This is a genomic window from Streptomyces sp. MRC013 (assembly GCF_023614235.1).
GTDB lineage: Bacteria > Actinomycetota > Actinomycetes > Streptomycetales > Streptomycetaceae > Streptomyces.
The window spans coordinates 4,186,492-4,211,708 of the sequence record NZ_CP094264.1; the positions used below are offsets into that span (position 1 = coordinate 4,186,492).

The window sequence follows — 25,217 nt, forward strand, 5'->3', positions numbered from 1 at the left end:
CGAGGACGCTCCCGCCCCGGAGCGGGCGGCGCGGAAGGCCCCGCGGAAGACGGCGCCCGCAGAGGGGGCGCCGCGGGAGGGGGCCGCCGGGGAGCCGCCGCCCGCGGACGCGGGCGGGGCGCCGGCCCGGAAGCGGGCCGCCGGCGGGTCCCCCTCCGGGAGGGCGGCCCGCACGGGGGGAGAGGACCGCCCGGAAGGCCGCGCCGCGGGGGACGGCCGCCGGGAGGGCGGCGGATCCGGAGGGAGCCGCGGCCGGGAAGGCGGCCGCCCGGACGGAGGCGCGTTCCCGGAAGGCGGCCGCGGCGAAGGCGGCGGGGGCGGGCGCGGAGGAGGCCTCCGCCGGGAGGAGGACGGGCCGGAAGGCGCCCGCCCGGAAGGAGGCGGCGGGGGCGGGCGCGGAGGAGGTGGCCGCCGGGAGGAGGCCGCTGGTCGGCGAGCCCGGCCCCAAGGAGCTGGCCGCCCCGGGGCCGCCCGCCGGGGAGCCCGCTGCTCCCGGAGCGGCCGGCGCGACCGCGACCGGCGGGGGAACGGCCGCCGGGGTGTTCGGCGGCGCCGGGGCGGGTAAAGCGGCTGGGGCCGCCCATACGGGTGGGAAGAGGGCCGCCGGAGACGCGGCGGACACCGAACAGACGGGAGCCAGGACCGTGGCAGCGAAGAAGACGGCGGACGTGACCGCGGCGGTCGGTGTGGCCATGCCCACGGCCCGCGGTGTCGCCGAGGCGGAGCCGCAGGGGCTCGCCGTACGGCCGGGCGAGGAACCGTGGACGCCGGAGGAGGTGGCGGAGGCCCGCGCCGGGCTGGAGGGCGAGGCCCGCCGCCTGCAGGAGGAACTCGCCGCGTCCGAGGAGGCCCTCTCCGGGCTGATGCGGGACTCCGGTGAGGGCGCCGGGCACGACGAGGCGGACACGGGCACCAAGAACATCACGCGCGAGCACGAGATGGCGCTCGCCGCGAACGCCCGCGCGACCCTGGAGCAGACCGAGCACGCCCTCCAGCGGCTGGACGCCGGGACGTACGGGCTGTGCGAGGTCTGCGGCAGGCCCATCGGCAAGGCCCGCATGCAGGCGTTCCCGCGGGCCACCCTCTGCGTGGAGGACAAGCAGAAGCAGGAGCGGCGCGGCTGACCCGCAGGCGTGTGCCGTACTCTCGTCCCAGTCAGGCACCTAGGTTGAGGGACTCACGTGACAGAGGCGGAGTACGGCACCGGCACGCCGGACGTTGACGACGGGACCGAGGTGCCCGACGAGCGGCCCGGGGGCCGGCGCAGGGTCGCGGCGCTCCTCGCCGTCGCCCTCGTCGCCTATCTGCTGGACCTCGGCAGCAAGATGCTCGTCGTGGCGAAGCTGGAGCACCGCGACCCGATCGTGGTCGTCGAGGGCCTGCTGAAGTTCGAGGCCGTGCGGAACCCGGGCGCGGCGTTCGGCATCGGCGAGGCGTTCACCGCCGTCTTCACCGTGATCGCGGCCGTCGTGATCGTCGTGATCGTGCGGCTGGCGCGCAGGCTGTACAGCCTGCCCTGGGCGATCGCGCTGGGCCTGCTGCTGGGCGGCGCGCTCGGCAACCTCACCGACCGGGTCTTCCGCGCGCCCGGTGTGTTCGAGGGCGCCGTGGTCGACTTCATCGCGCCGGCGCACTTCGCGGTGTTCAACCTCGCGGACTCGGCGATCGTCTGCGGCGGCTTCCTCATCGTGATCCTCTCCTTCAGGGGGCTGGACCCCGACGGGACCGTCCACAGGGACTGAGCGGCCGGGCCCGGACCGCCCGCGGGACCGACCGGGCGGGGCCGCGGACAAGGCATACTCGACGGGTGAGCACGATTCCCGAGATCCGTACGCTGCCCGTTCCCGACGGCCTGGAGGGCGAGCGCGTCGACGCCGCCATCGCCCGCATGTTCGGCTTCTCCCGCACGAAGGCGGCCGAGCTGGCCTCCGCCGGGAAGGTCCTCGTCGACGGTGCCGTCGTCGGCAAGTCCGAGCGGGTCACGGGCGGCGCCTGGCTCGAGGTCGAGATGCCCGGCGCGCCCGCGCCGGTGCAGGTCGTCGCGGAGCCGGTGGAGGGCATGGAGATCGTCCACGACGACGACGACATCGTCGTGGTCGTGAAGCCGGTCGGCGTCGCCGCCCACCCCAGCCCGGGCTGGACCGGGACGACCGTGATCGGCGGCCTCGCCGCCGCCGGGTACCGGATCTCCACCTCGGGGGCCGCCGAGCGCCAGGGCATCGTGCACCGCCTCGACGTGGGCACGTCCGGCCTGATGGTCGTCGCCAAGTCGGAGCGGGCCTACACGCTGCTGAAGGCGCAGTTCCGCGAGCGGGTCGTCGACAAGCGGTACCACGCGCTGGTGCAGGGCCACCCCGACCCGCTGAGCGGCACGATCGACGCGCCCATCGGCCGCCACCCGAACCACGACTACAAGTGGGCCGTCACCGCCGAGGGCAAGCCCTCCGTCACGCACTACGACCTGGTGGAGGCGTACCGGGCCGCGTCCCTGCTGGACGTCAAGCTGGAGACGGGCCGGACGCACCAGATCCGCGTCCACATGGCGGCGCACCGCCATCCCTGCGTCGGCGACCTGACCTACGGCGCCGACCCGACGCTCGCCAAGCGGCTCCGCCTCACCCGCCAGTGGCTGCACGCCGTGCGCCTCGGCTTCGAGCACCCGTCGGACGGCCGGTGGGTGGAGTTCGCGAGCGACTACCCCGCCGACCTCCGGCACGCGCTGGACACCATCGCCGCGGAGAGCGCGTGACCGCCTACGAGGTCCGGGAGGCACTGGACGACGAGGACCGCGAGGCGGCCTTCGCGGTCCGCCGCGAGGTCTTCGTCGTCGAGCAGGGGGTCCCCGAGGAGATCGAGTACGACGCGCACGACGCGACGGCCGTGCACGTCCTGGCCGTCCGCACCGCCGACGGCGCCGCCCTCGGCACGGGCCGGCTCCTGTACGGGCCGGACGCCGCAGACCGCACGGGCGGTGAGGACGGGGTGGGCGCGCTCGGCCGCCTCGCCGTCACGCGGGCCGCCCGCGGCCTCGGCGTGGGCGCGGCGCTCGTACGGGCCGTCGAGGAGGCGGCGCGGGCGCGCGGCCTCGGGGCGGTGGACCTGCACGCGCAGACCCACGCGCTGGGCTTCTACGAGCGGCTGGGGTACGAGGCGTACGGCCCGGAGTTCCCCGACGCGGGGATGCCCCACCGGGCGATGCGCCGAAGGCTCTGACCCGCGTCCGCGCCGTCCGCGGACGCTCCGGCCCGGTGCGCCCGCGACCGGCGCCCGGTCCGGCGGGGCGTGCGGTCAGGGGCGCCGGCCCGGAGCCCGGCTCCGGCCCGGCCCGCCGTCCCGGTTCCGCGCGGGGCTCCGGCCGCCGTCCGCGGCGAGGACGTGCCCGGTGTCGCGGTCCCGGTCCGCGTCGCGGCCCGCGCCCCGCTCGGGGGTGATGGTGGTGGCCAGGCGGGGCAGCGCGTACGGATGGTGCTCGTACAGCCAGGCGATCAACTGCTCCCGCACGTCGCACCGCAGGTTCCACACGTCGTCGGCGTTCCGCGCGGTGACCACCGCCCGCACCACCATCGTGCTCGGCGTGGTGTCCGTCACCACCAGCGACCAGGCCCGCCCGTCCCAGTCGGGGGACTTCTCCAGGAGTTCGCGGAGGCGCTCGCGCATCAGTCCGACGGGGGCCGTGTGGTCGAGGTGGAAGTAGACGGTTCCGGTGATCTGGGCACCGCCCCGGGACCAGTTCTCGAAGGGCCTGCTGGTGAAGTACGAGACGGGCATGGTGAGTCGGCGCTCGTCCCAGGTGCGCACGGTGAGGAAGGTCAGCGTGACCTCCTCGACGACACCCCACTCGCCGTCCACGACCACGGTGTCCCCTATGCGGACCATGTCGCCGAAGGCGATCTGGAACCCGGCGAAGACGTTGCTGAGCGTCGACTGCGCCGCCACGCCGGCGACGATGCCGATGATGCCGGCGGACGCCAGCATCGAGGTGCCGACCGCCCGGAAGTCCGGGAACGTCAGCAGCATCGCCGCCACCGCGACCACCCCGACCACGGCGGTGACGATCCGCATGATCAGTGTGACCTGCGTCCGGACGCGGCGCAGCCGGTCGAGGTGCCGGGTCGTCGCGGCGTACCGCGCGTACGTCGCCTCGACGACCGCCGACGCGATGCGCACCACCAGCCAGGCGCTCGCACCGATCAGCACGAGCGTCAGCCCCCGGCCGATGCCCACCGCGTGGTCCCTGATGACCCCCCACGCCGTCTCCCGGTACGCGCCGCGCAGCAGCCCGGCCAGCATGACCACCCGGAGGGGTATCCGGCAGCGGCGCAGCAGCCCCCACAGGGGGGTCTCGGGGTGGCGGCAGTCGGCGCGTCTCAGCAGCACGTCGGCGGCCCAGCCGACGAGCAGGGTGAGCACGACCGAACCACCGAGGACGGTCAGCGGACGCAGTACGTTCTCCATGGCTCCGAACCCAGGGCGGGTGGTGGGAAGGCGACCGGACGGACATCGCGCTCTTCCACCCGGCCCACGGTCTCCGCCCGGCCGTGCACGCGGCCGCGGACCGGCTGCGTGCCGCCGGGCACCAGGTGCGCGTGCCCGACCTGTGCGGGGGTCAAACCGCGCGGACCGCGGGGGAGGGGCCGGAGACCGGGTGACGGGCCGGGCCCGGACGGACCGGCCTGCCGCGCCGCCCCGGCCGCGGCGCCGCACCGCGGCGCCGCACCGCGGGGACGGCCCGGGGCACGCGGCGTTCCGCCCGGGCGCCGCGTCCGTCCGGGAGTCGGCCGTCGCCGGCGGGAGGGCGCGCGGGCTGCTCCAGCACGGCGCGCACGAGGTGCCGGAGGGCCCTTCGCCGGGCGGCCGCCGGTCCCACCGCACGTCGCGGACCCGGATCCGCCCGAGCCGGACGACCGGCTGAACACCCGGTACCCGCGGCCGGGGCGGCCCGGGGCGGACACCGGGGTGCACCGCCACCGGGGCGCCGGGCACCCGTACACCGGCGCGGGCCCGGCGGACCACCGGGGGAGGCGGCCGGGCGGAGCCGGGCGGCGTCCCCGGCGTTCCCCGGCGGCCTCTGACGACGCATCCGCCGCCACGGCCGCCACGGCGGGGGGCGCGGTGCGGCTCCTCCGCCACACCGCGCCCCCCCGCCGTGTCCGGGGCCGCAGCCGCCCGAGCGGCCGCGGCCGCGGGATCAGCGCGCCCGGTACGCCGTCCAGTGGTCCTGCATGCGCTTCACCTGACCGCCGGTGAACTGGTACATGCAGGAGTCGTACGTGTAGTCCATGAAGTTGTGGATCGGGTCCACGCCGGCCTGGCGGGTGCAGGAGTCCTGGCCCGTCGGGCACGCGTACGCCGGGGCCTTCTCGGCGGCGGTGTCGGCGACGTAGTCGCCCTGGCCGCTGCAGCCGCCCTGGAAGGTGTGGTAGAGGCCCATCCAGTGGCCGACCTCGTGGGTGCCGGTGTCGCCCTGGTTGTAGTTGGCGGCGGTACCGCCGGGCAGCGACGCGTCGAGGACGACGACGCCGTCCATGGACGGGTTGGAGCTGTACGAGGACGGGAAGGTCGCCCAGCCGAGGAGGCCGTCGCTGAGGTTGGCGGTGTAGAAGTTCAGCGCGTCGGGGCCGCCCCGGCGGAGGGTGCTCTTCATCGCCTTCTCCTCGGGGGAACCGGAGGAGAGGTTGTACCAGGCGGCGTTGTCCGTGTAGGTGGTGCCGGCCAGCGTGAACTGGAAGCCGGTGACGGTGTTGCCGGTGCCCTGGCCGCCGAACGAGGCGTTGAGGACGGCCATCTGGCCGTTGATGTCCGTCGCGGTCAGCTTGCCCTTGGCGCCGTCGTGGACGACGTGGAAGTACACCGGGATGGTGACCGAGGCGGCGGCCGTGCCGAACCGGTTGCCGTCCGCTCCCCCGGCCTTGGCGGCCTTCAGCTTCTTCTGGAGGTCGGCCTCCATGGCCTGGGTCTTGGCGGCGGAGACCTCGTTGGGCTCGTGCGCGTGGACGCCGTCCGAGGGACGGGACTCGCGCGCGTGGGCGCTCGCGCCCGCCTCCTCGACGCACTCCCCGGCGGCGGCGCCCGTCGGGGCCGAGAGCGGCGCGGTCTGTGCGGCGGCGCCCGTCGGGGCCGAGAGCGGGAGGAGCGCCAGCGTTCCGGCCAGCGCGGCCGTACCGAGTACACGACGGCGCGTCTTCGGAGATATACGAACAAGAGCACGCATACGTGACTCCTAGCGGGGGTGTGGGAGGGCCTTCCTCGCCACCGCCGGGAGATTACGCGGGACGTGAAGACGCGGAGGAGGAGCGTTCCGGCCCAATCGGCCCACGGAGGGGCGGGGTGGAGGGACGGGTTCTCTCGGCCCGTCCAGATGGTTGAGATCTAAACGTGATGGAGGGGAGGCGCCACGGAGGTGGTGTGTCCGGATTCGACCCGGAGAACACACCACCCGTCATGGCTTCGTGATCTTCAGTTAGCTCGTAAAGCTTGGCTGAAAATAGCTCTTGCGCTCACGTCATCGCACCGGTGTGTACACCCGCTCCACTCTCTGCGTTCCGCTCAGCGTCCGGTACGAGCGCGTCCACCTGTCCGAGGCGTCCGGGGCCGTGCGGTCGGAGAGGACGTAGTAGTCCATCTGCGAGCGCTCCGGCGTCACGTCCAGGACGCCGTAGCCGTGGTGGTCCATGTCGATCCAGTGCACGTGGCGGTTGGCCGCCTTCAGCGCGGCGACGGCGGCCACCGAGGCGGTGTTCGCCGGGACGCGGAGGATGTCGTCCAGGTTGTCCGAGGTCACGGACGTGACGACGAACTCGGTCGCGGCGGACGGCGACCGCGGGTACGTGGCGGCCGCGACCGGCACGTCGTTGGCCCACGCCATGTGGATGTCGCCGGTGAGGAAGACGGTGTTGCGGACGGCCCGCTCCCGGAGGTGCGCCAGCAGCTCCCGGCGGTCGTCCGTGTAGCCGTCCCACTGGTCCGTGTTGACCGCCAGTCCCCCCGCCGGCAGACCCAGCAATTCGGCCACGGGCTTCAGCAGGTGCGCCGGGAGGGAGCCGAAGGCGACCGGCGAGACCATCACCGACGTGCCCACCAGCCGCCAGGTCGCGTCCGAGGACGCCAGCCCCGCTTTCAGCCAGTCCAGCTGGGCGCGGCCGGTGATCGTGCGGTCCGGGTCGTCGACCGCGCCGCTGCCGGCGGGTGCCTGCCGGGAGCGGAAGGAGCGGAGGTCGAGCAGGTGCAGGTCGGCGAGCTTGCCGTAGCGCAGCCGCCGGTAGACCGTGCCCTCGGTGGAGGTGCGCACGGGCATCCACTCGAAGTAGGCGCGCTTCGCGGCCGTCACGCGCGCGGCCCAGTCGCCTTCGGCGCCGGGGGTGTGGTTCCCCGCGCCGCCGGACCACATGTCGTCGGCGACCTCGTGGTCGTCCCAGATCGCGATCACCGGGTGCGCGGAGTGGAGGGCCTGCAGGTGGGCGTCGGACTTGTAGGCGGCGTGCCTCAGCCGGTAGTCGGCCAGCGTGACGGTCTCGTGGCGCGGCTCGTGGGGACGCAGCACGTCTCCGGTCCTCGGGTACTCCCCGGTGCCGTACTCGTATATGTAGTCGCCGAGGTGGAGGACGGCGTCCAGGTCGGTACGGGCGGCGAGGTGGCCGTACGCGGCGAAGTGACCGGCCTCCCAGTTGGCGCAGGACGCGACACCGAACCGGACGCCCTGCACCGGGTCGTCGTACCCGGGTGTCGTACGGGTCCGGCCCACCGGCGAGACGGCCCCGGCGCCGGGCGCCCCCGCGGTGAACCGGAACCAGTAGGACGTCGCCGGCCGCAGTCCGCGCACGTCCACCTTGACCGTGTGGTCGGTCTCGGCGGTGGCGGCGACGGTGCCGCGCGCGACGGTCCGGGTGAAGCCCCCGTCCTCGGCGACCTCCCATCCCACCTCGGTGTCGGCCCCCTCGCCGGAGCCGGGCAGGGCGTCGGGGGAGGGCGTCACGCGGGTCCAGAGCAGGATCCCGTCGGGGAGCGGGTCGCCGGAGGCGACACCGTGGAGGAAGGCGGGGGCGGAGGTGTTCGCGACGGCGGTGGCGGTACCCGGGAGGACCACGGATCCGGCGGCGGAGACGGCGGCGGCGGAGACGGCGGCGGCCTTGACGACGGTGCGCCGGCTGGGGGCGGTGGGACTGGGGTTTCGATTGGTCACGGCGGAGCAGACTACCCAGGGCGTTACCGGTGGATAAGTGTCATGTGCCGCTGTTCGGCCCGTAGTCGCCCGCTGTTCCCGTCACCCGAACGAACGGCCCGCTCCGTAGGGGGCGGGCCGTTCGCGGGGCCGGCCGGTGTCAGCCGAGCGACTCGTCCAGGACCCGCCCCTCGGAGAGCCGGGGCAGCGACTCGGGAAAGCTCCTGGGCTCCTGGCACTCACCCACCCGGTAGGCGTGCCTGGCCAACTGGTAGGCGAAGTCGACGAGGACCTGCCGCAGTTCGTCGCCCTTGGCACGGGTGGTCCCGATGGTGCGGGCCTCCGCTGACAAGGAGTACGCCTCGGCCGCTTTCCTCTTCTGCGACGGCAGAGTGCAGGGCACGTACACGGTGGCGAGCCTCGGTGTGGAGATGGCGTGCACGTCTCCTGCGGACACCTCCACGGCCTTCGCTGAGCCGGTGTGCGTAGTGCCGGCGCCAGGTGGCGACGGAGGAGTCGGCGCTTTCCGCCTCCCCTGAGATGGTGGAGTCGCTGGTGCCGACGTATGGCCGTTGCTCCCACTGCGGTGTGCAAGGGCCCCATGGGGACAAGAGCCACTGAACCTACGGAGACACCCGCACCGATGACTGCCTTGATGAAGTCACCCTTGCGCTTGAGGGCGTTATTCTCGTCCTCCTCGGACTTGAGCTCGCCTTGGATGTGGGCATCGGCCACCGAGTGTCCGACGATCCCCTCGATCGGTCCAACGTTTTGACCGATCGTCTCGACCAGAGTTCTGCGGTCGCCGCTGTAGAGTGATGGATCCGCGGTATGTGCTTCCAAAACGCTCGACGTGTAGATGCTCTCGCCCAGAATGATCGAAGCTCTTCCCTGGGGATCCCGGGCGACTTCGTACAGGAATCGCTGAACGTCGGTCCGCTCAAGTCCGTGAGGATCCGCGCTACTCGTTCGGAAGATGGACTCCGCACCGTGCCCGGCGAGTTCGTTGCTGATCTCTGCCATATACGAAGAAGCCATGTCGCCGAAGCTTCCGCCTGTTTCGCCGGTTACCAGCCTCGCACCGCCTTCTGGGTTCGCGATCATGTGCATGATGTTCCGCACGATCTCGACCTGCGTCTTACTGTGTGGCCGTGCAGGCTCGGTGGGAACGCCTCCGTCCGGGACTCCAGTGACGGCGGCTTCCAGGGCACGTGCGACTTCCGCATCCCGGGCTGTGTAGCGGATGCTCTCCAGGCTGTGCTCGAGGACGTCCTTGTCGGCGAACGTCTGCGTCGCCGCTTCCGGGTTGTGGGACAGCGCCTTCATGAAGCCGACCACCGGATCCTGACCGTCCTCCTTGCCGAAGACCAGGTCGGTGAGCTGGTCCGGTGCCGTCCACATGTGGTCGGAGTCCATGCCCGATGCGTTCGCTTGGGCCTTGTCGGAGGCGAGCAACTTCTTGCCGTACGCCTCCAGGAACTCGGTGTCGTACTTGCCGTGGCCCATGAGGCTGCTCATCACGTGGAAACCGGTGGCGTTCATGGGGCCTCGCACGGGGTAGGCCGGGTTCTCGGAAGTGTAGGCCTTGCTGGTGTCGTTGAGGACCTGCTGTTTCCAGGCCGTCATGCCGTCACTGTCCGAGAGGGTCGCCGTCGCGAGTGCGGTGCTCGGGTTCTTCTGCAGTTCCTGCAACTCGTGCAGGCCTGAACCCCTCTCCCCCGAGTGAAGGGTGCACATGTCCGTCCAGAACCGCAGCGTGTTCTCGGCTCCGAGTTTCGTTGCGAACTCGGCGGCGAAGAGCTCGTCGTTCTTGTGATGGGCCAGGATGGGGTTCAGTTCGGCAAGCCGCTCGGGGGTCAGCTTCTTCGCATCCCCGGCCAGCGCCGCGGCGTGGGTGGCCTTCTGGAGGGCGCCCACCGCGCTGTCACGATCGCCGTACCTTGCACTGGAGAAGCCATGGTCCGCCTGGGCGGCGAGCGCCGTCAGGGCACGGGCGGCGCTGGAATCGCTGGTGGTCGCCTTGTCGAGGATGGCTTGGAGTTCGTCCACCAGATCCTTCACGGCCCGCTCACTGTTCGGCGGCTCCGGGTGGACGTTGACGTAGACCTTGAAGCCGCCCCCGCGACACCGACGACCGTGAGTTTCTTCTTCCACGCGCGGTCGATGGCCGCATTGAGCTCGTCGCGGTACTCGACCAGTTCGTCGCGCGTGTCGCGGAGGATGTTGAGGATGCTGGTCGCCTGGGCCACCGCGTCGCTGAACTCCCCGGCCGTCTTGGTGACGAACTCGCGGGAGACCGTCGCGTTGACACCCGCCGACTTGGCCCGTTCCGCCTTCGCGCGCATGTCGTCCCGCGCTCCGGTCTCCAGGGATTCGAGCTGCCTGACCATCGTCGACCAGTCGTTGAGCGCCGTGCCGAGCCTGGCGAAGTTTCCGTGCCGGAGCGCTTCGAGGTCCATCAGTTCTTCGCCCCCGGTCGAACCCCTGGTCCAACGTCTCGATACTGCTGAGGGTCGACGCGATGAAGTACTCGTCCCCCGCGTGAGCGTTCCGCGTGAAGTCCATGTGGTTCGAGATGTGCGCACAGGCGTCCGATAAGGAGCGCAACTGCTTGTCCCAGCGCTTCTCCACCGTGGAGAGAGCGGCGCCCAGTTCGAATTCCTGGGTCGTGAGGTCCTTGGCGGCCTCCCGCGTGCTGGTCGCGGCTCCGCGCCCGTGCCTGCCCAGGTCCTCGAACAGCCTGAAGGCGCTGTTCCCCACGGCCGCGAGGTCCTGCTGGTCGACCTTCAGGTCGCCTTCCGTGCCACCACCGGACGGTTGTGGCTCAAGCGCGTTCAAGCGCATCTTCTCGGACCCGGTACGTGCTTCGGCTTTCAACTGTTCCCACTCGTCCCACGCCGTGCAGCGGCCCCTCCCCCATGTGAACGGACGAGCCGGTCCATTGTCGTCGAACGGGGGGACGGCACCACACGGCCGTGGCCGAGAAGGTTCCTTCCGGAGCGCTCGGCGGAGTCATGCTCGGGCGAGGGGCCGTCACGCCGGGCTCCGGCACCCGGCGGTTCGCCGCCGTGCCGAGCCGGCCGGCACGTGCGTCCGGTGCGCGACCCGGAACGGCAACCCCACCGGAGCCCGGCCGGTTGGAGCAACCGGGCCCGGCGTTGGGGAGGCGGCAGCCGTGCGGTGTGCCGGCGCACTTCGGTCACGCGGCAGGAGCACCGGCCACCGGAAGGCCGCTCGCCGTAGGACCGCGGGGGACCGGCCGCCCCCGCCGTGGAGCGGGGGCGGCCGGGCGGGCGCGGGTCAGCCCTTCAGGGCCTTCTCGATGGCCGTGGCGAACTCGGCCGTCGTGATCGGGATGTTCTTGCCGTTCGGGCCCGTGACCGGCTTGCCGTCCATCTTCAGGGCGGGGGTGCCCGTGACGCCGCTCTTGTCGAAGGCCTCGGACATCTTCAGCGCCCAGGCGTGGAAGGTGCCCTCCTCGACGTTCTTCCTGAACGCCGCGTTGCCCTTCAGTTCGGGGACCGTCTCCGCGATCTTCAGGATGTAGGAGTTGTCGCCGAACTTGTCGTCCGACTCCTCCGGGTGGAACTTCGCCGAGTACATCGCGGCCTTGAAGTCCATGAACGCGCCGGGGCTCACGTCCAGCGCCGCCCCCAGGGCGGACAGGGCGTTCTTGGAGCCCTGGCCGAGGGCGGCGTCGTCGATGAAGGTGGCGCCCACGTACTGCAGCTTGTACCTGCCCGCGTCGACGTCCTTCCTGATCGCCGGGCCGACCTGCTGCTCGAAGACCGCGCAGATCGGGCAGCGGGCGTCCTCGAAGACCTGGAGGGTCTTCTTCGCCGTCGGCTTGCCGATCACGACCGTGGTGCCGTTCTCGCCGGTCGTGTTCTTCGGCGCCTTGACGCCGGCCTTCTTGGCGGCCTCCCAGTGGGAGGGCTTGTTCGCCTGGACGACGGCGTAGCCGACGCCGCCCGCCAGGGCGAGCGTGGCCACGACGGACAGGGCGACGGTGATCTGCCGCCGCCGCTTGTCCCTCTTGGCCTGGCGCTCCCGCTCCGCCCGGAGCCGTTCGCGGGCCGCCGTCTTGTTGGCGTGGCTGTTGCGTGCGCTCATGATGGTCTGCTCTCCGTACTGTGTGGGGATCACCGGCCGGTGATCGGTGGTAGGGGGTGCCGCGGTCAGGCCGCCACGGGCCTGTGCGGCGGTCCCCTCCGGCCGACGGAGTGCACCAGGAGGCGCGCACGCGCGGTCGTACGCCGGCGGGCGCCCGCGCGCGGCACCGGCCGGAGCGCGGGGCCCCGCGCCGTGGACACCGACCACGCCGCCCGCAGCGGGCGGAACGCCGACGAGCCGGCCGCCCGCAGCACCCGCCCCAACGCCGCCTCGCCGCGCCACAGCCAGGCGGCGGCGGCCAGCCCCACCGCGACGTGCGCGGCGAGCAGCAGCCACGGCACGGCCGGGTCGCCGGAGCGCAACAGGGCCGCCGCCGCGCTCTCCGCCACGGCGACGCCCGGCAGGGGCGTGCCCAGGGACTGGCCGCACGGCACGTCGACGCCGACCGTGCGCAGCGACCCGGCGACCGGGCCGCCGGACGGCCCGTAGCAGGCGTGCTGCCCCGCCGTGAACGCCGTGTCCGCCGCCAGTTCCAGCGGGACGAGCAGGCCGGCGATCGACCGGTACCCGCGCTCCCGGCCGGCGAGCGCGTAGGCGACGGCGAAGACGCTGGCCGCGACCGTCAGGACCGCGGTCAGCGGCAGCGGCACCCGGGACAGCAGCACGTGGGAGGCGGCGGACAGCGCCACGACCAGAGTCGTGAAGACCGCTGCCCGCACCCCCCTCAGCTGGGTCCCGGCCATGTCGTCCATCGTCCGAGAGTGTGCCACGGGCTCCGGTAAGAGGTCCCTAAAGGACGATGATCAGCGGAGACCCGGAATCCGACCGTTACGGAAGAGGTCCACGAAGATCCGGTGGTCCTCCCGCGCCCGTGCGCCGTACGCGTGCGCGAAGTCCACCAGCATCTCCGCGAACCCCTCCTCGTCGGCCGCCACGGCCGCGTCGATGGCCCGCTCCGTGTTGAACGGCACCAGCGAGTGGCCGCTCTCGTCGTCCGCCGCCGCGTGCATCGTGGCCGTCGCCCGCCCCAGGTCCGCGACGGTCGCGGCCATCTCGTCCGGGTCGTCGATGTCCGACCAGTCCAGGTCCACGGCGTACGGGGAGATCTCCGCGACCAGCTGGCCGGCGCCGTCCAGTTCCGTCCAGCCCAGCCACGGGTCGGCGTGCGCCTGCAGGGCGCGCTGCGAGATGACGGTGCGGTGCCCCTCGTGGCGGAAGTACCCCCGCACCGCCGGGTCCGTCACGTGCCGGGAGACCGCCGGGACCTGCGCCTGCTTCATGTAGATCACCACGTCGTTCTCCAGGGCGTCGCTGTTGCCCTCCAGGAGGATGTTGTACGAGGGGAGGCCGGCCGACCCGATGCCGACGCCGCGCCGCCCCACCACGTCCTTCACCCGGTACGAGTCCGGGCGGCGCAGGCTGGAGGGCGGCAGCGTCCCCAGGTACCCGTCGAAGGCGGCCAGCACCCTGCGGCGGGTCGCCGCGTCCAGGGCGACCGCGCCGCCGCCGGGGGAGAAGCGGCGCTCGAACCCGCGGATCTCCGTCATCGTGGCGAGCAGCCCGAACCGGGTCAGCGACCGGGCCTCCCGCAGGGCGCCCAGCAGCGCGCCCTCCGCCGTGTCCAGCGTGAACGGCGGCACCTCCTCGTCGCGGGCGCCGGCCGCCAGGGCGCGCACCCGCTCCCGGTACGCCGTCGCGCAGAGCCGCACGAGCGCGGTGATCTGGTCGTCGCCGAGCGCCTTGGCGTACCCGAGGAGGGCCAGGGAGGCGGCGAGGCGCTTCAGGTCCCAGGTGAAGGGGCCGACGTACGCCTCGTCGAAGTCGTTGACGTTGAACACCAGGCGGCCGTTGGCGTCCATGTACGTGCCGAAGTTCTCCGCGTGCAGGTCGCCGTGGATCCAGACCCGGCCCGTCCGCTCGTCCAGGTAGGGACCGCCCTCCCGGTCCCCCTCGTCGAGGTCGGCGTAGAACAGGCAGGCGGCCCCCCGGTAGAAGGCGAACGCGGAGTTCGCCATCTTCCGGAACTTGATCCGGAAGGCCGCCGGATCCGCCGCCAGCAGCTCCCCGAAGGCGGTGCCGAACACGGAGAGGATCTGCTCGCCGCGCTCCTGGGCGGTGGGCTGGGGGACCGGCATCGGGGTGCCTCCTGACACGCGCGCGCCGCGGTGCGGAGCGCATGACGAAACGGACGGGTGTTCCGGCCGCTCCAACGCGCGGCCCCCCTCCCGAGTGCCCGCGCGCCACCCCCGCTGCGGGCCCCTCCGGGGCCCGGGGGGTCGTAGACTTCCCAGCGACCCCCCTTCCCCCCCGACGCTCCCGCCCCGGAGGCCGCAACCGTGTCGAAGTCGCCGTTCACGCACCTCCACGTGCACACCCAGTACTCCCTGCTGGACGGTGCCGCACGGCTCAAGGACATGTTCGACGCGTGCAACGAGATGGGCATGACGCACATCGCCATGTCCGACCACGGCAACCTGCACGGGGCGTACGACTTCTTCCACTCGGCGAAGAAGGCGGGCATCACGCCGATCATCGGCATCGAGGCGTACGTGGCGCCTGAGTCCCGGCGCAACAAGCGCAAGGTCCTCTGGGGCCAGCCGCACCAGAAGCGCGACGACGTCTCCGGCTCCGGCGGCTACACCCACAAGACGATCTGGGCGTACGACAACACCGGCCTCCACAACCTCTTCCGCCTCTCCTCCGACGCGTACGCCGAGGGCTGGCTGCAGAAGTGGCCCCGGATGGACAAGGAGACCATCGCCAAGTGGTCGCGGGGGCTGATCGCCTCCACCGGCTGCCCGTCCGGCGAGGTGCAGACGCGGCTGCGGCTCGGCCAGTTCGACGAGGCCCTGAAGGCCGCCTCCGACTACCAGGACATCTTCGGCAGGGAGCGGTACTTCCTGGAGCTGATGGACCACGGCATCGAGATCGAGCGCCGGGTCCGCGACGGCCTGCTGGAGATCGGCCGGAAGCTCGGCATCCCGCCGCTGGTCACCAACGACTCGCACTACACGTACGCGCACGAGGCGGGCGCCCACGACGCGCTGCTGTGCATCCAGACCGGCAAGAACCTCTCCGATCCGGACCGCTTCAAGTTCGACGGCACGGGCTACTACCTGAAGTCCACGGAGGAGATGTACGCCATCGACTCCTCGGACGCCTGGCAGGAGGGGTGCGCCAACACGCGGCTGATCGCCGAGATGGTCGATCCCGCCGGCATGTTCGAGAAGCGCGACCTCATGCCGAAGTTCGACATCCCCGAGGGGCACACGGAGGTCAGCTGGTTCCGCGAGGAGACCATGCGCGGCATGCACCGCCGCTTCCCCGGCGGCATCCCCGAGGACCGCATGAAGCAGGTCGAGTATGAGATGGACGTCATCGTCCAGATGGGGTTCCCGGGGTACTTCCTCGTCGTCGCCGACTTCATCATGTGGGCGAAGAACCAGGGCATCGCGGTCGGCCCCGGCCGGGGTTCCGCGGCCGGCTCGATCGTCGCCTACGCCCTCGGGATCACCGACCTCGACCCGATCCCGCACGGCCTGATCTTCGAGCGGTTCCTCAACCCCGAGCGCGTCTCCATGCCCGACGTCGACATCGACTTCGACGAGCGCCGGCGCGTCGAGGTGATCCGGTACGTGACCGAGAAGTACGGCGAGGACAAGGTCGCCATGATCGGCACGTACGGCACCATCAAGGCCAAGAACGCGATCAAGGACTCCGCGCGCGTGCTGGGCTACCCGTACGCGATGGGCGACCGGATCACCAAGGCCATGCCCGCCGACGTCCTCGGCAAGGGCATCCCCCTGTCCGGCATCACCGACCCCTCCCACCCCCGCTACTCGGAGGCGGGCGAGGTCCGGGCGATGTACGAGAACGAGCCGGACGTCAAGAAGGTCATCGACACCGCGCGCGGCGTGGAGGGCCTGGTCCGGCAGATGGGCGTGCACGCCGCCGGCGTCATCATGTCCAGCGAGCCGATCGTCGACCACGTCCCCGTCTGGGTGAGGCACACCGACGGCGTCACCATCACCCAGTGGGACTACCCGAGCTGCGAGTCGCTCGGCCTGCTGAAGATGGACTTCCTGGGCCTGCGCAACCTCACGATCATGGACGACGCCGTCAAGATGGTGAAGGCCAACAAGGGGATCGACATCGACCTCCTGGGCCTCCCGCTCGACGACCCCACGACCTTCGAGCTGCTCCAGCGCGGTGACACCCTCGGCGTCTTCCAGTTCGACGGCGGGCCCATGCGCTCGCTGCTGCGGCTGATGAAGCCCGACAACTTCGAGGACATCTCCGCCGTCTCGGCCCTCTACCGGCCGGGCCCGATGGGCATGAACTCGCACACGAACTACGCCCTGCGCAAGAACGGCCAGCAGGAGATCACCCCGATCCACCCCGAGCTGGAGGAGCCGCTCAGGGAGGTCCTGGACGTCACCTACGGCCTGATCGTCTACCAGGAGCAGGTGCAGAAGGCCGCCCAGATCATCGCCGGGTACTCGCTCGGCGAGGCCGACATCCTCCGCCGCGTCATGGGCAAGAAGAAGCCCGAGGAGCTGGCGAAGAACTTCACCATCTTCCAGGCCGGCGCGAAGAAGAACGGCTACAGCGACGAGGCGATCCAGGCGCTGTGGGACGTGCTGGTCCCCTTCGCCGGCTACGCCTTCAACAAGGCCCACTCCGCCGCGTACGGACTGGTGTCGTACTGGACGGCGTACCTCAAGGCCAACCACCCCGCCGAGTACATGGCGGCGCTCCTCACGTCCGTCAAGGACGACAAGGACAAGTCGGCCGTCTACCTCAACGAGTGCCGCCGCATGGGCATCAGGGTCCTCCCGCCCAACGTCAACGAGTCCGAGGCGAACTTCGCGGCCCAGGGCGACGACGTCATCCTCTTCGGGCTCTCCGCCGTGCGGAACGTCGGCACCAACGTCGTCGAGTCGATCATCAAGTGCCGCAAGGCGAAGGGGAAGTACGCCTCCTTCCCCGACTTCCTCGACAAGGTCGAGGTCGTCGTCTGCAACAAGCGCACCGTGGAGTCGCTGATCAAGGCCGGCGCCTTCGACGAGATGGGCCACACCCGCAAGAGCCTCGTCGCCCACCACGAGACCATGATCGACAACGTGGTCGCGGTCAAGCGCAAGGAGGCCGAGGGCCAGTTCGACCTCTTCGGCGGCATGGGCGAGGAGGGCGGCGACGAGCCGGGGTTCGGCCTCGACGTCGAGTTCTCCGACGTCGAGTGGGAGAAGTCCTACCTGCTCGCCCAGGAGCGCGAGATGCTCGGCCTGTACGTCTCCGACCACCCGCTGTTCGGCGTCGAGCACGTCCTGTCCGACAAGACCGACGCGGCGATCTCCCAGCTCACCGGCGGCGAGCACGCGGACGGCGCGGTCGTCACCATCGGCGGGATCATCTCCGGCCTCCAGCGGAAGATGACCAAACAGGGCAACGCCTGGGCCATCGCCACCGTCGAGGACCTGGCCGGTTCCATCGAGTGCATGTTCTTCCCCGCCACGTACCAGCTCGTCTCCACCCAGCTCGTGGAGGACACGGTCGTCTTCGTCAAGGGCCGCCTGGACAAGCGCGAGGACGTGCCCCGGCTGGTCGCCATGGAGCTGACGGTCCCCGACCTGTCCAACGCGGGCACCAACGCGCCGGTCGTGCTCACCATCCCCACGGTGAAGGTGACCCCGCCGATGGTCAGCCGCCTCGGCGAGATCCTCAGCCACCACAGGGGCGACACCGAGGTGCGGATCAGGCTCCAGGGCCCGCGCAAGACCACCGTGCTCCGCCTCGACCGGCACCGCGTCCAGCCCGACCCGGCGCTCTACGGCGACCTGAAGGTCCTCCTCGGCCCGTCCTGCCTCGCCGGCTGAGGCGCCGGCCGGCACACGGGAGGGGCGCGCCCGTCGTCACGGACGCGCCCCTTCCGCGGACCCGCGGGTCACCCGGCACGGGTCAGTTGTGGCCGAACCTCTTCTGCCGGCCCTTCTGCGCGACGTCCGCCGGCGTCATCGGGGCCGTCCGCTGCTCCGTCTGGCGCTCCATCGACATGTCAGGGGACTGCCGGGTACCGGGCTCGGTCTGCCGCTGCCGGCGTTCGGTCTTCTTGTTCTTGGCCATGGTGGTGCCTCCTGTGGGATGTGGGGGCCAGGACCGCGACCAGACTCACATACCGGTATGCACCGCGCATTTTGGATCATTGCGGACGGTAGTCGCGGGCCCGGACGGAAGGCGTGGCCAGAAAGCGCGGAAGCCACTACGGTGAGGCGCCACGCCGATGATCGCGCTCCGACCGCCGGGGCCCCGCCAGTCGGGCAGACTCGAAGGACACCCGAAGCAACTCCGATCCCGAGGTTCCCGAAAGAGGGTGGAACACGTGGACCGCTGCGTCGTGCTCGTGGACGCCGGCTATCTGCTCGGCGCGGCCGCCAGTCTGCTGGCCGGGGACCCCGCCCGCTCCCGGATCACCGTCGACCACGCCGCCCTCGTCCAGGGGCTGCGGGAACGGGCCGAGGCCGACACGGCCCAGCCGCTGCTCCGCATCTACTGGTTCGACGGCGCCCCCGACCGCGTCCCCCAGCCGGAGCACCGCCGGCTGCGCGTCATGCCCCGGGTGACCGTCCGCCTCGGCGCCCTGACCCGCAGCGACGGGCGCTGGGCGCAGAAGGGCGTCGACGCCGCGATGCACGCCGAGCTGACCGAACTGGCCCGCAACCGGGCCTGCTCCGACATCGTCCTCGTCACCGGCGACGGCGACCTGCTGCCCGGCCTGATGTCCGCCAAGGAACACGGCGTCGCCGTCCACCTCTGGGCCGTCCAGGCCGCCGACGGCGACTACAACCAGTCCGAGGACCTCGTCGCCGAGGCCGACGAGCGCCGCGTCCTCGACCGGGCCTGGATCACCCGCGCCGTACGGGTGAGGGACCTCACCGGGCCGTGCGCCCCGCCGCCCGCACCGCGCCCCGAGATCGCAGCCATCCTCGCCGCGCCCCTGCCCGAGACGGCTCCCGCCGCCGAGCGGGCCTCCGGCGCGGCCCCCGGCCCCCTCGCCGACCCCCCGCGTCCCGTCCCCGTCCCGGCCGCCGTGCCCGCCGCCACCGCCGCGCCCGCCCCGCCGGCCGGAGGCACCGCGCACCCCGCGGCCCCCTCCACCGCGGCGCGCGGAGTGCCCACCCCCAAGGACCTCGCCGGGCTGCGCGCCGCCCACCACAACGGCCAGCAGTCCGCCGCCCCCGCCAACGCCACCCTGCGCTGGTCCTCCGACCGCGGCTGGATCGACCGTCCCGGCCCCGCCGGCGAACCCCCGAGACCGCGACGCTCCCGACCCTCGCCCAGCTCACCAGCGCCGAGCAGCGCTGGGCCGACCGGGAGGAGGACATCACCGCGGTCGGCGGCGATCCGTTCGAGGTGGGCCAGGTCTTCGCCCGCCGCTGGATGGAACGGCTCCCCGACCAGGGCCACGTCCAGAGGCTCTCCGCGATGTACCCGCGCATCCCGCACCGCATCGACGGCGAACTCCTGAGGTACGCGGCCCGGTTCGGCCTCCTCGCCCACAAGGACGACCAGATCGACGAGCACGACCGGTACACGATCCGGGCCGGCTTCTGGCGGGAGATCGACGGCCGCGCGGCGGCCGGGAACCAGGCGGCGGGGGAGTAGCGGCGGGAGCGCCGGGCCGTGCGGCACCGCCCCGGGCGCGATCCGGGGGCCGGGACCCCTTAGGCTCATCCCTCGTGAGTACGGTGTGCGTGGTGCGGGACCTGGTCAAGACGTACCCCGCCACGCGCGGCGGGCGCGGCAGGCCCGCGACGCCCGAGGTACGGGCCACCGACGGGGTCGACCTGGACGTGCGGGGCGGTGAGATCTTCGGGCTGCTCGGCCCCAACGGCGCCGGCAAGTCCACCCTCGTGCGCCAGCTCACCGGCCTGATGCGCCCCGACTCCGGCAGCGTCGAGGTCCTCGGCCACGACCTCGTGCGCCACCCCGACCGCGCCGCGCGGCTCATCGGCTACCTCGGCCAGGAGTCCACCGCGCTGGACGAGCTGACCGTCGCGCTGGCCGCCGAGACGACCGGCCGGCTGCGCGGCCTCACCGCCCGCGGCGCCCGCGCCGAACGCGACGCCGTCCTCGACGAACTGGGCCTCGGCGAACTCGCCGGCCGGCCCCTGAGGAAGCTCTCCGGCGGACAGCGCCGACTCGCCTGCTTCGCCGCCGTCCTCGTCGGCGAGCGGCCGCTGCTCGTCCTCGACGAGCCGACCACCGGCATGGACCCGACGGCACGCCGGGCCGTCTGGGCCGCCGTCGACCGGCGCCGCGCCGAGCGCGGCGCGACGGTGCTGCTGGTCACCCACAACGTGATCGAAGCGGAGACGGTCCTGGACCGCGTCGCCGTCCTGGAGCGGGGCCGGGTCATCGCCTGCGACACCCCGGCCGGGCTGAAGGAGCGGGTGGCCGGAGAGGTGCGCGTCGACCTGGTGTGGCGCGAACGCGCTCCGCTGGAGGTCCCCGAGGTGGCCGCGCTGCGGGCCTCCGCCCACGCGTCGGGGCGCCGCTGGGTGCTGCGCCTGGCCCCGGACGAGGCGCGCGCGGCGATCGCGGCGGTGACGGGCGGCGCGGCGTTCACGGCGCTCGACGACTTCACGCTGGCGACGCCGAGCCTGGAGGACGTCTACCTGGCTCTCGGCGGCGAGGCGAAGGGGCTGGTCAAGTCATGAGCGCGCGGCGGCGAGACGAAGGGGCTGGTCAAGTCATGAGCGCGCGGCGACGCGGGGAGAGCGCGCCGGGCACGGACCGGCACCCGGCACGCCCCGGCGCCCCGGCGCGCCGGGCGGCCGGCGGGGCGGAGACGGCCGGCGCGCGGTACGGCGCCGCCGGCGAGGACGGGAGTGGGAGAAGGTGAGCACCCTGCCTGCGGAGGCGCTCTCGGCCGGAGGCGTCCGGACGGCCGCCGCCGGGACGGACGGCCGGACCGCCGCGCCCCTGGCGCCCCGCGCGCGGCTGCTGCCGGCGCTCGCCGCCGTGTACCGGGCGCAGCTGTCCCGCGCCCGCGTCGCCCGCATCCCGCTGCTGTTCGTCGCGACCTTCCAGTCCGTCGGGATCATGGTGCTGATGCGCGGTGTCGTCGACGGCGGCGCCGAGGCCCGCGCGGTCGTCGCCGGGTCCTCCGTCCTGGTCGTGGCGTTCGTCGCGCTGAACCTGCTCGCCCAGTACTTCGGGCAGCTGCGGGCGAGCGGCGGCCTCGACCACTACGCCACGCTGCCGGTACCGCCCGCCGCCGTGGTGCTCGGCGCCGCCGGGGCGTACGCCTCCTTCACCGTGCCCGGCACGGTCGTCACGGCCGTCACCGGGTCGGTCCTCTTCCAGCTGCCGCTCACCCACCTGTGGATCCTCGCGGCCGTCGTCCCGCTCGCCGGGGCCGCGCTGTCCGGCCTCGGCGCCGCGCTCGGGCTGCTCGCCCCGCGCCAGGAGCTGGCCACGCTGCTCGGTCAACTCGGCATGTCGGCGGCGCTGCTGCTCGGCGTCCTGCCGGGCGACCGGCTGCCCGGCCCGATCGGCTGGGCCCGCGACCTGCTCCCGTCGACGTACGGGGTCGAGGCGCTGGCCCGCACCTTCGACACGAGCCCCGACTGGGCGGCCGTCGCCCTGGACCTCTCGGTCTGCGCCGCCGTCGGCGTCGTCTCCCTGACCGTCGCCACCCGGGCGTACCGCCGGGCGGCCGTCCGGTGAGGCGGCGCCCGGCCGGTCCTGGCACGATGACACGGTGACCGCATCTCTTCCCCCGTCCCACCGGCCCCCGAGTGAGCACGTGCCGAACGACGCCGCCTCCAGCACACCCCCGAACGGCGACACGCCGGGCGGGCACCCCGCGCTACCGCCCGCGCCCCCGACGACCGGCCGCCCGCACGCGGGGGACGGGCGGGCGGCTCCGGACACGGCGGCGGAGGCGCGGCAGGGGGCCGCGGTCCTGCTCGCGACGGCCGTCGCGGGGATCGCGCTCGGCCTGCTGTGGCTCTGGCTGGCGCCGCGGGTGCCGCTCGTCTCGGACGGCAGGTCGGTCCTGCTGAGGGAATCGGAGGCGGAGCACGCCGTCGGTGCGGACGGCGTGTTCGTCCTGCTCGGCCTGGCGTTCGGCGCGCTCGGCGCCCTCGCCGTGTTCCTGCGGTACCGGCAGGGCGGCGTCGCCGTCGTGGCCGGCCTCGCCCTCGGCGGGGTGCTCGGGTCCGTACTGGGATGGGGCACGGGCACGCTCCTGGGGCCCGCGCACGACGTGGCGGCCCACGCGCGGGCGGTCGGCGAGGGCGTCGCCTTCGACGCGCCGCTGGAACTCCGGGCGTACGGCGCGCTGCTGGCCTGGCCGGTCGCCGCGATGGCCGTCCACCTGGCGCTCACGGCGCTGTTCGGCCCCCGCGACCCCGAGCCGGAGCGGGACCCCGACCCGTACGGCCCGCCCCGCGAGGCGCCCCGCGCCTGACCGGGCCGCCCGCGCCCGGCGGCTACACCCGGCCGACCGGCGCGAGGACGGCACCGGTCAGCTCGGCCAGATGCGCCGGGGAGACCTCGACCTCCAGGCCGCGCCGCCCCGCCGACACGCAGATCGTCCCGTACCGGGACGCCGAGGCGTCCAGCACCGTCGGCAGCCTCCTCCGCTGGCCCAGCGGGGAGATGCCGCCCCGCACGTAGCCGGTCGCCCGCTCCGCGGCCGCCGGGTCGGCCATCACCGCGCGCTTCCCGCCGACCGCCGCTGCCAGCGCCCTCAGGTCCAGCCGGCCCGCCACCGGCACCACCGCGACCGCCAGGGCGCCGTCGACGTCGGCCACCAGCGTCTTGAACACCCGCTCCGGGGGCACGCCGAGGGCCTCCGCGGCCTCCTCGCCGTACGACGGCGAGGCCGGGTCGTGGACGTACTCGTGGACCGTGAAGGGGACCCCCGCGTCGGTCAGGACCGTGGTCGCGGGGGTGCCACCGGCCCGCCGCCCCCCGCCGGCCCCGTCCGCGCGCGCCCCCCGCGCCCCTCTTTCCCGCTTCTTCGCCACCGTCCGTCCCCTCCGCCTCAGTTAGGGCTCGTCGGCGTCCGGGTCAGCTCGACCGCCGGGAGCGAGGGCAGGTGCCGCAGCACCGCGGTCTCGGCGCGCAGCAGCCGCAGTTCCTCGCGCAGCCGGACCGCCGTGTCGGGCGCCTGGAGCAGCCGCTGCTTCGCCGGTGTGTCCAGCACCGCGGCGGCGGCCACCAGGTACGACACGACCGACGGCTCGTCGGGTAGCTCGGCGCCGGTGGAGAGCGACCGCTCGCGCGCCCCCGCCAGCCGCTCCTGGTAGGCGCGGAAAGCCCGCAGCACGCCCTCGGCGAGCACCTCGGCGCCCTCGCCCTGCGGCTCCTCCAGTTCCTCCACCTCCGCGGTGAGGAAGGGGCCGCCCGCGTCGACCGACAGGATCCTCACCCGCTTCGTCCCGGTCGCGAGGACCTCGAAACCGCCGTCGGGGCGTTCGCGGATGGTCGCCGCGTCGGCGATGCAGCCCACCCGGTGGAACGCTCCGGCCGGGTCGGGGCCGAAGCCCGCGGCGGGGCCGCGTTCGGGGAGCGCCGTCTGGTCGGGCAGCCCCGGCGCGGTCGGCGCCACCTCGTGGCCGTCGCGGATCGCGACGACGGCGAAGCGGCGCGGCTGCGACCCGTCCGTCCCGAGCAGCTCGCGCATCATGGCGCGGTAGCGCTCCTCGAAGACGTTCAGCGGCAGCACGAGGCCGGGGAAGAGCACCGAGTTCAGCGGGAAGAGGGGCAGGCGAGCGGTGGTCACAGCGGTCAAGCGTAATGGCCGCCCGCCGCCGTGCGGCCGGCCCGGTACGCGGGCGGCCCGGCGTACGGCCGCGGGGCGGCCGCGCGACCGTTCCGGCGTACGGTCAACGGCCCCGGCGCACGCTCGCGCGCCGCGCCGTCTCGCGCGCCTCCAGGAACCGCCCCAGCGGGTCCCCGCCCTCGCCGGCCGCGGCGGACCAGGGGTGCGACGTGGCCCGCGGTCCGATGAGCCGGAACTGCTCCAGCGCCGCCGTCCAGCGCCGCCGCGCCATCAGCACGTACGCCAGCAGGTTGCGCACCTCGGCCGGCCAGGGGTCGCCCACCGGGTAGCGCGCCGACAGCTCGGCCGCCAGGTCCGCCGCCGCGTCCACCCGCGCCCCCGGCACACCGTCCCCGCCGCCGCCCACCAGCTGCGCGTACGCCGCCCGCAGCGGCAGCGCCCGCACCAGCGAGCCCGGCAGGGAGTCGGACGCGGCGGCCTCCGCGAAGTCGAAGCACGCCCGGTGCGAGCCGTACCAGCGGGCCGACAGGTACTCCAGCGCCGACACGTGGCACCCGTGGTGGCGGGAGGACCGGCGCACCGCCTGCTCCCACAGCGCCTCGAACAGCGCGTCCGGCGCCCCGCTGCCCCGCGCGTGGTCCAGCGCGATCCGCCACGGCACCGGGTCGCGGGGCGCCGCCCCGGCCGCCGCGTGGACCATCGGCTCGACCTCCCGCAGGCGCTCGGCGCGGGTGGGCGACGCCCAGGCGCGGTCCACGGCCAGCTGCGCCGCGACGAGCAGCGCGTCCGGGTCCCCGGGGTCCTGTGCCCGCCACGCCGTCAGCCAGTCGCCCCGGCCGCGGGCGAAGGCGGCGAGGCGCACGGCGTACCGGTCCCGGTACTCCCACTCGGCGGCGCGCCGGGTCTCGGAAAGCAGCCGGGCGGCCGGAATGTGATCCCCGAGCGCGGCGGCGACCAACGCCGGACCGAGCCGGTCGTCCGGCGCGTCCAGCAGCACGCAGCCGTCCGGCGACAGCCCGTCGCGGGGCGGCCGGCCGGGCCGGTCCGGGCGCGCGTTGCCCAGGAGGGAGCGGAGCAGAATCATCGTGCGAACCATTGAAAACCGCAGGTGGGAGCCGCACCAGAGAGGGGCTGTGAAGCTTTGGTGGGGGC

20 protein-coding genes and 1 pseudogene are annotated in these 25,217 nt (G+C 73.3%); 9 read left to right on the forward strand and 12 right to left on the reverse strand.

Going from position 1 to position 25,217, the window contains the following annotated elements; all coding sequences use genetic code 11:
- Nucleotides 1-644: 644 nt before the first annotated feature.
- The 4 genes from LUW75_RS18985 to LUW75_RS19000 all read left to right on the forward strand — a co-directional run bounded on the left by LUW75_RS18985 (nucleotide 645) and on the right by LUW75_RS19000 (nucleotide 3,213).
- Nucleotides 645-1,124, forward strand: a complete 480-nt coding sequence (locus LUW75_RS18985) for a TraR/DksA family transcriptional regulator (RefSeq protein ID WP_250336690.1) — start codon at nucleotides 645-647, stop codon at nucleotides 1,122-1,124.
- 57 nt (nucleotides 1,125-1,181) lie between these two features.
- Nucleotides 1,182-1,742: a signal peptidase II gene (gene lspA, locus LUW75_RS18990; RefSeq protein WP_250336691.1), complete on the forward strand. Its 561-nt coding sequence runs from the start codon at nucleotides 1,182-1,184 to the stop codon at nucleotides 1,740-1,742.
- 65 nt (nucleotides 1,743-1,807) lie between these two features.
- Complete coding sequence (locus LUW75_RS18995; RefSeq protein WP_250336692.1) at nucleotides 1,808-2,749, forward strand: RluA family pseudouridine synthase; 942 nt, start codon at nucleotides 1,808-1,810, stop codon at nucleotides 2,747-2,749.
- Nucleotides 2,746-3,213, forward strand: coding sequence for a GNAT family N-acetyltransferase (locus tag LUW75_RS19000; protein ID WP_250336693.1), 468 nt, complete (start codon nucleotides 2,746-2,748; stop codon nucleotides 3,211-3,213). Before LUW75_RS18995 ends, LUW75_RS19000 begins: the two co-directional genes overlap by 4 nt.
- Before the next feature lie 75 nt (nucleotides 3,214-3,288).
- On the opposite strand, the gene LUW75_RS19005 is transcribed toward LUW75_RS19000, so the two are convergent.
- The 8 genes from LUW75_RS19005 to LUW75_RS19045 form a co-directional block, all read right to left on the reverse strand.
- Nucleotides 3,289-4,455 (reverse strand): mechanosensitive ion channel family protein, encoded by a 1,167-nt coding sequence (locus LUW75_RS19005; protein ID WP_250336694.1) that lies wholly within the window; start codon nucleotides 4,453-4,455, stop codon nucleotides 3,289-3,291.
- Between the two features lie 733 nt (nucleotides 4,456-5,188).
- A complete protein-coding gene (locus LUW75_RS19010) occupies nucleotides 5,189-6,211 on the reverse strand; it encodes a zinc metalloprotease (protein ID WP_250336695.1) in 1,023 nt (340 codons plus the stop codon).
- A gap of 291 nt (nucleotides 6,212-6,502) precedes the next feature.
- Nucleotides 6,503-8,179, reverse strand: a complete 1,677-nt coding sequence (locus tag LUW75_RS19015) for an alkaline phosphatase D family protein (RefSeq protein ID WP_250336696.1) — start codon at nucleotides 8,177-8,179, stop codon at nucleotides 6,503-6,505.
- An 81-nt stretch (nucleotides 8,180-8,260) separates the two neighbouring features.
- Complete coding sequence (locus LUW75_RS19020; protein WP_250337800.1) at nucleotides 8,261-10,219, reverse strand: hypothetical protein; 1,959 nt, start codon at nucleotides 10,217-10,219, stop codon at nucleotides 8,261-8,263.
- Entirely contained in the window at nucleotides 10,216-10,617 is a 402-nt protein-coding gene (locus LUW75_RS19025) for a hypothetical protein (protein WP_250337801.1), read from the reverse strand. Before LUW75_RS19025 ends, LUW75_RS19020 begins: the two co-directional genes overlap by 4 nt.
- A gap of 841 nt (nucleotides 10,618-11,458) precedes the next feature.
- Complete coding sequence (locus LUW75_RS19035) at nucleotides 11,459-12,271, reverse strand: thioredoxin domain-containing protein (RefSeq protein ID WP_250336697.1); 813 nt, start codon at nucleotides 12,269-12,271, stop codon at nucleotides 11,459-11,461.
- A 65-nt stretch (nucleotides 12,272-12,336) separates the two neighbouring features.
- The gene (locus LUW75_RS19040; RefSeq protein WP_250337727.1) at nucleotides 12,337-13,014 is read right to left on the reverse strand and encodes a hypothetical protein; all 678 of its coding nucleotides are present in this window, start codon (nucleotides 13,012-13,014) and stop codon (nucleotides 12,337-12,339) included.
- Nucleotides 13,015-13,074: 60 nt separating this feature from the next.
- Nucleotides 13,075-14,406 (reverse strand): DUF2252 domain-containing protein, encoded by a 1,332-nt coding sequence (locus tag LUW75_RS19045; RefSeq protein ID WP_250336698.1) that lies wholly within the window; start codon nucleotides 14,404-14,406, stop codon nucleotides 13,075-13,077.
- Between the two features lie 201 nt (nucleotides 14,407-14,607).
- Between LUW75_RS19045 and dnaE the strand changes: the two genes are divergently transcribed.
- Nucleotides 14,608-18,147, forward strand: a complete 3,540-nt coding sequence (gene dnaE / locus LUW75_RS19050; RefSeq protein ID WP_250336699.1) for a DNA polymerase III subunit alpha — start codon at nucleotides 14,608-14,610, stop codon at nucleotides 18,145-18,147.
- A gap of 82 nt (nucleotides 18,148-18,229) precedes the next feature.
- Here the strand turns inward: dnaE and LUW75_RS19055 are convergent, their stop codons facing one another.
- On the reverse strand, nucleotides 18,230-18,394 hold the full coding sequence (locus tag LUW75_RS19055) for a hypothetical protein (RefSeq protein ID WP_250336700.1): 165 nt from the start codon (nucleotides 18,392-18,394) through the stop codon (nucleotides 18,230-18,232).
- A gap of 247 nt (nucleotides 18,395-18,641) precedes the next feature.
- On the opposite strand from LUW75_RS19055, the pseudogene LUW75_RS19060 reads away from it, so the two are divergent.
- The 4 genes and pseudogenes from LUW75_RS19060 (at nucleotide 18,642) to LUW75_RS19075 (ending at nucleotide 22,745) form a co-directional block, all read left to right on the forward strand.
- Nucleotides 18,642-19,933, forward strand: a pseudogene (locus tag LUW75_RS19060) (NYN domain-containing protein).
- Nucleotides 19,934-20,016: 83 nt separating this feature from the next.
- On the forward strand, nucleotides 20,017-20,988 hold the full coding sequence (locus LUW75_RS19065; protein WP_250337728.1) for an ABC transporter ATP-binding protein: 972 nt from the start codon (nucleotides 20,017-20,019) through the stop codon (nucleotides 20,986-20,988).
- 181 nt (nucleotides 20,989-21,169) lie between these two features.
- Entirely contained in the window at nucleotides 21,170-22,000 is an 831-nt protein-coding gene (locus tag LUW75_RS19070) for an ABC transporter permease (protein ID WP_462933753.1), read from the forward strand.
- A 79-nt stretch (nucleotides 22,001-22,079) separates the two neighbouring features.
- Entirely contained in the window at nucleotides 22,080-22,745 is a 666-nt protein-coding gene (locus tag LUW75_RS19075) for a DUF2567 domain-containing protein (RefSeq protein WP_349816436.1), read from the forward strand.
- Between the two features lie 22 nt (nucleotides 22,746-22,767).
- On the opposite strand, the gene ybaK is transcribed toward LUW75_RS19075, so the two are convergent.
- The 3 genes from ybaK to LUW75_RS19090 all read right to left on the reverse strand — a co-directional run bounded on the left by ybaK (nucleotide 22,768) and on the right by LUW75_RS19090 (nucleotide 25,161).
- On the reverse strand, nucleotides 22,768-23,307 hold the full coding sequence (ybaK, locus tag LUW75_RS19080) for a Cys-tRNA(Pro) deacylase (RefSeq protein WP_250336702.1): 540 nt from the start codon (nucleotides 23,305-23,307) through the stop codon (nucleotides 22,768-22,770).
- A gap of 17 nt (nucleotides 23,308-23,324) precedes the next feature.
- On the reverse strand, nucleotides 23,325-24,065 hold the full coding sequence (locus LUW75_RS19085; protein ID WP_250336703.1) for an LON peptidase substrate-binding domain-containing protein: 741 nt from the start codon (nucleotides 24,063-24,065) through the stop codon (nucleotides 23,325-23,327).
- Nucleotides 24,066-24,168: 103 nt separating this feature from the next.
- On the reverse strand, nucleotides 24,169-25,161 hold the full coding sequence (locus tag LUW75_RS19090) for a hypothetical protein (protein ID WP_250336704.1): 993 nt from the start codon (nucleotides 25,159-25,161) through the stop codon (nucleotides 24,169-24,171).
- Nucleotides 25,162-25,217 lie beyond the last annotated feature (56 nt).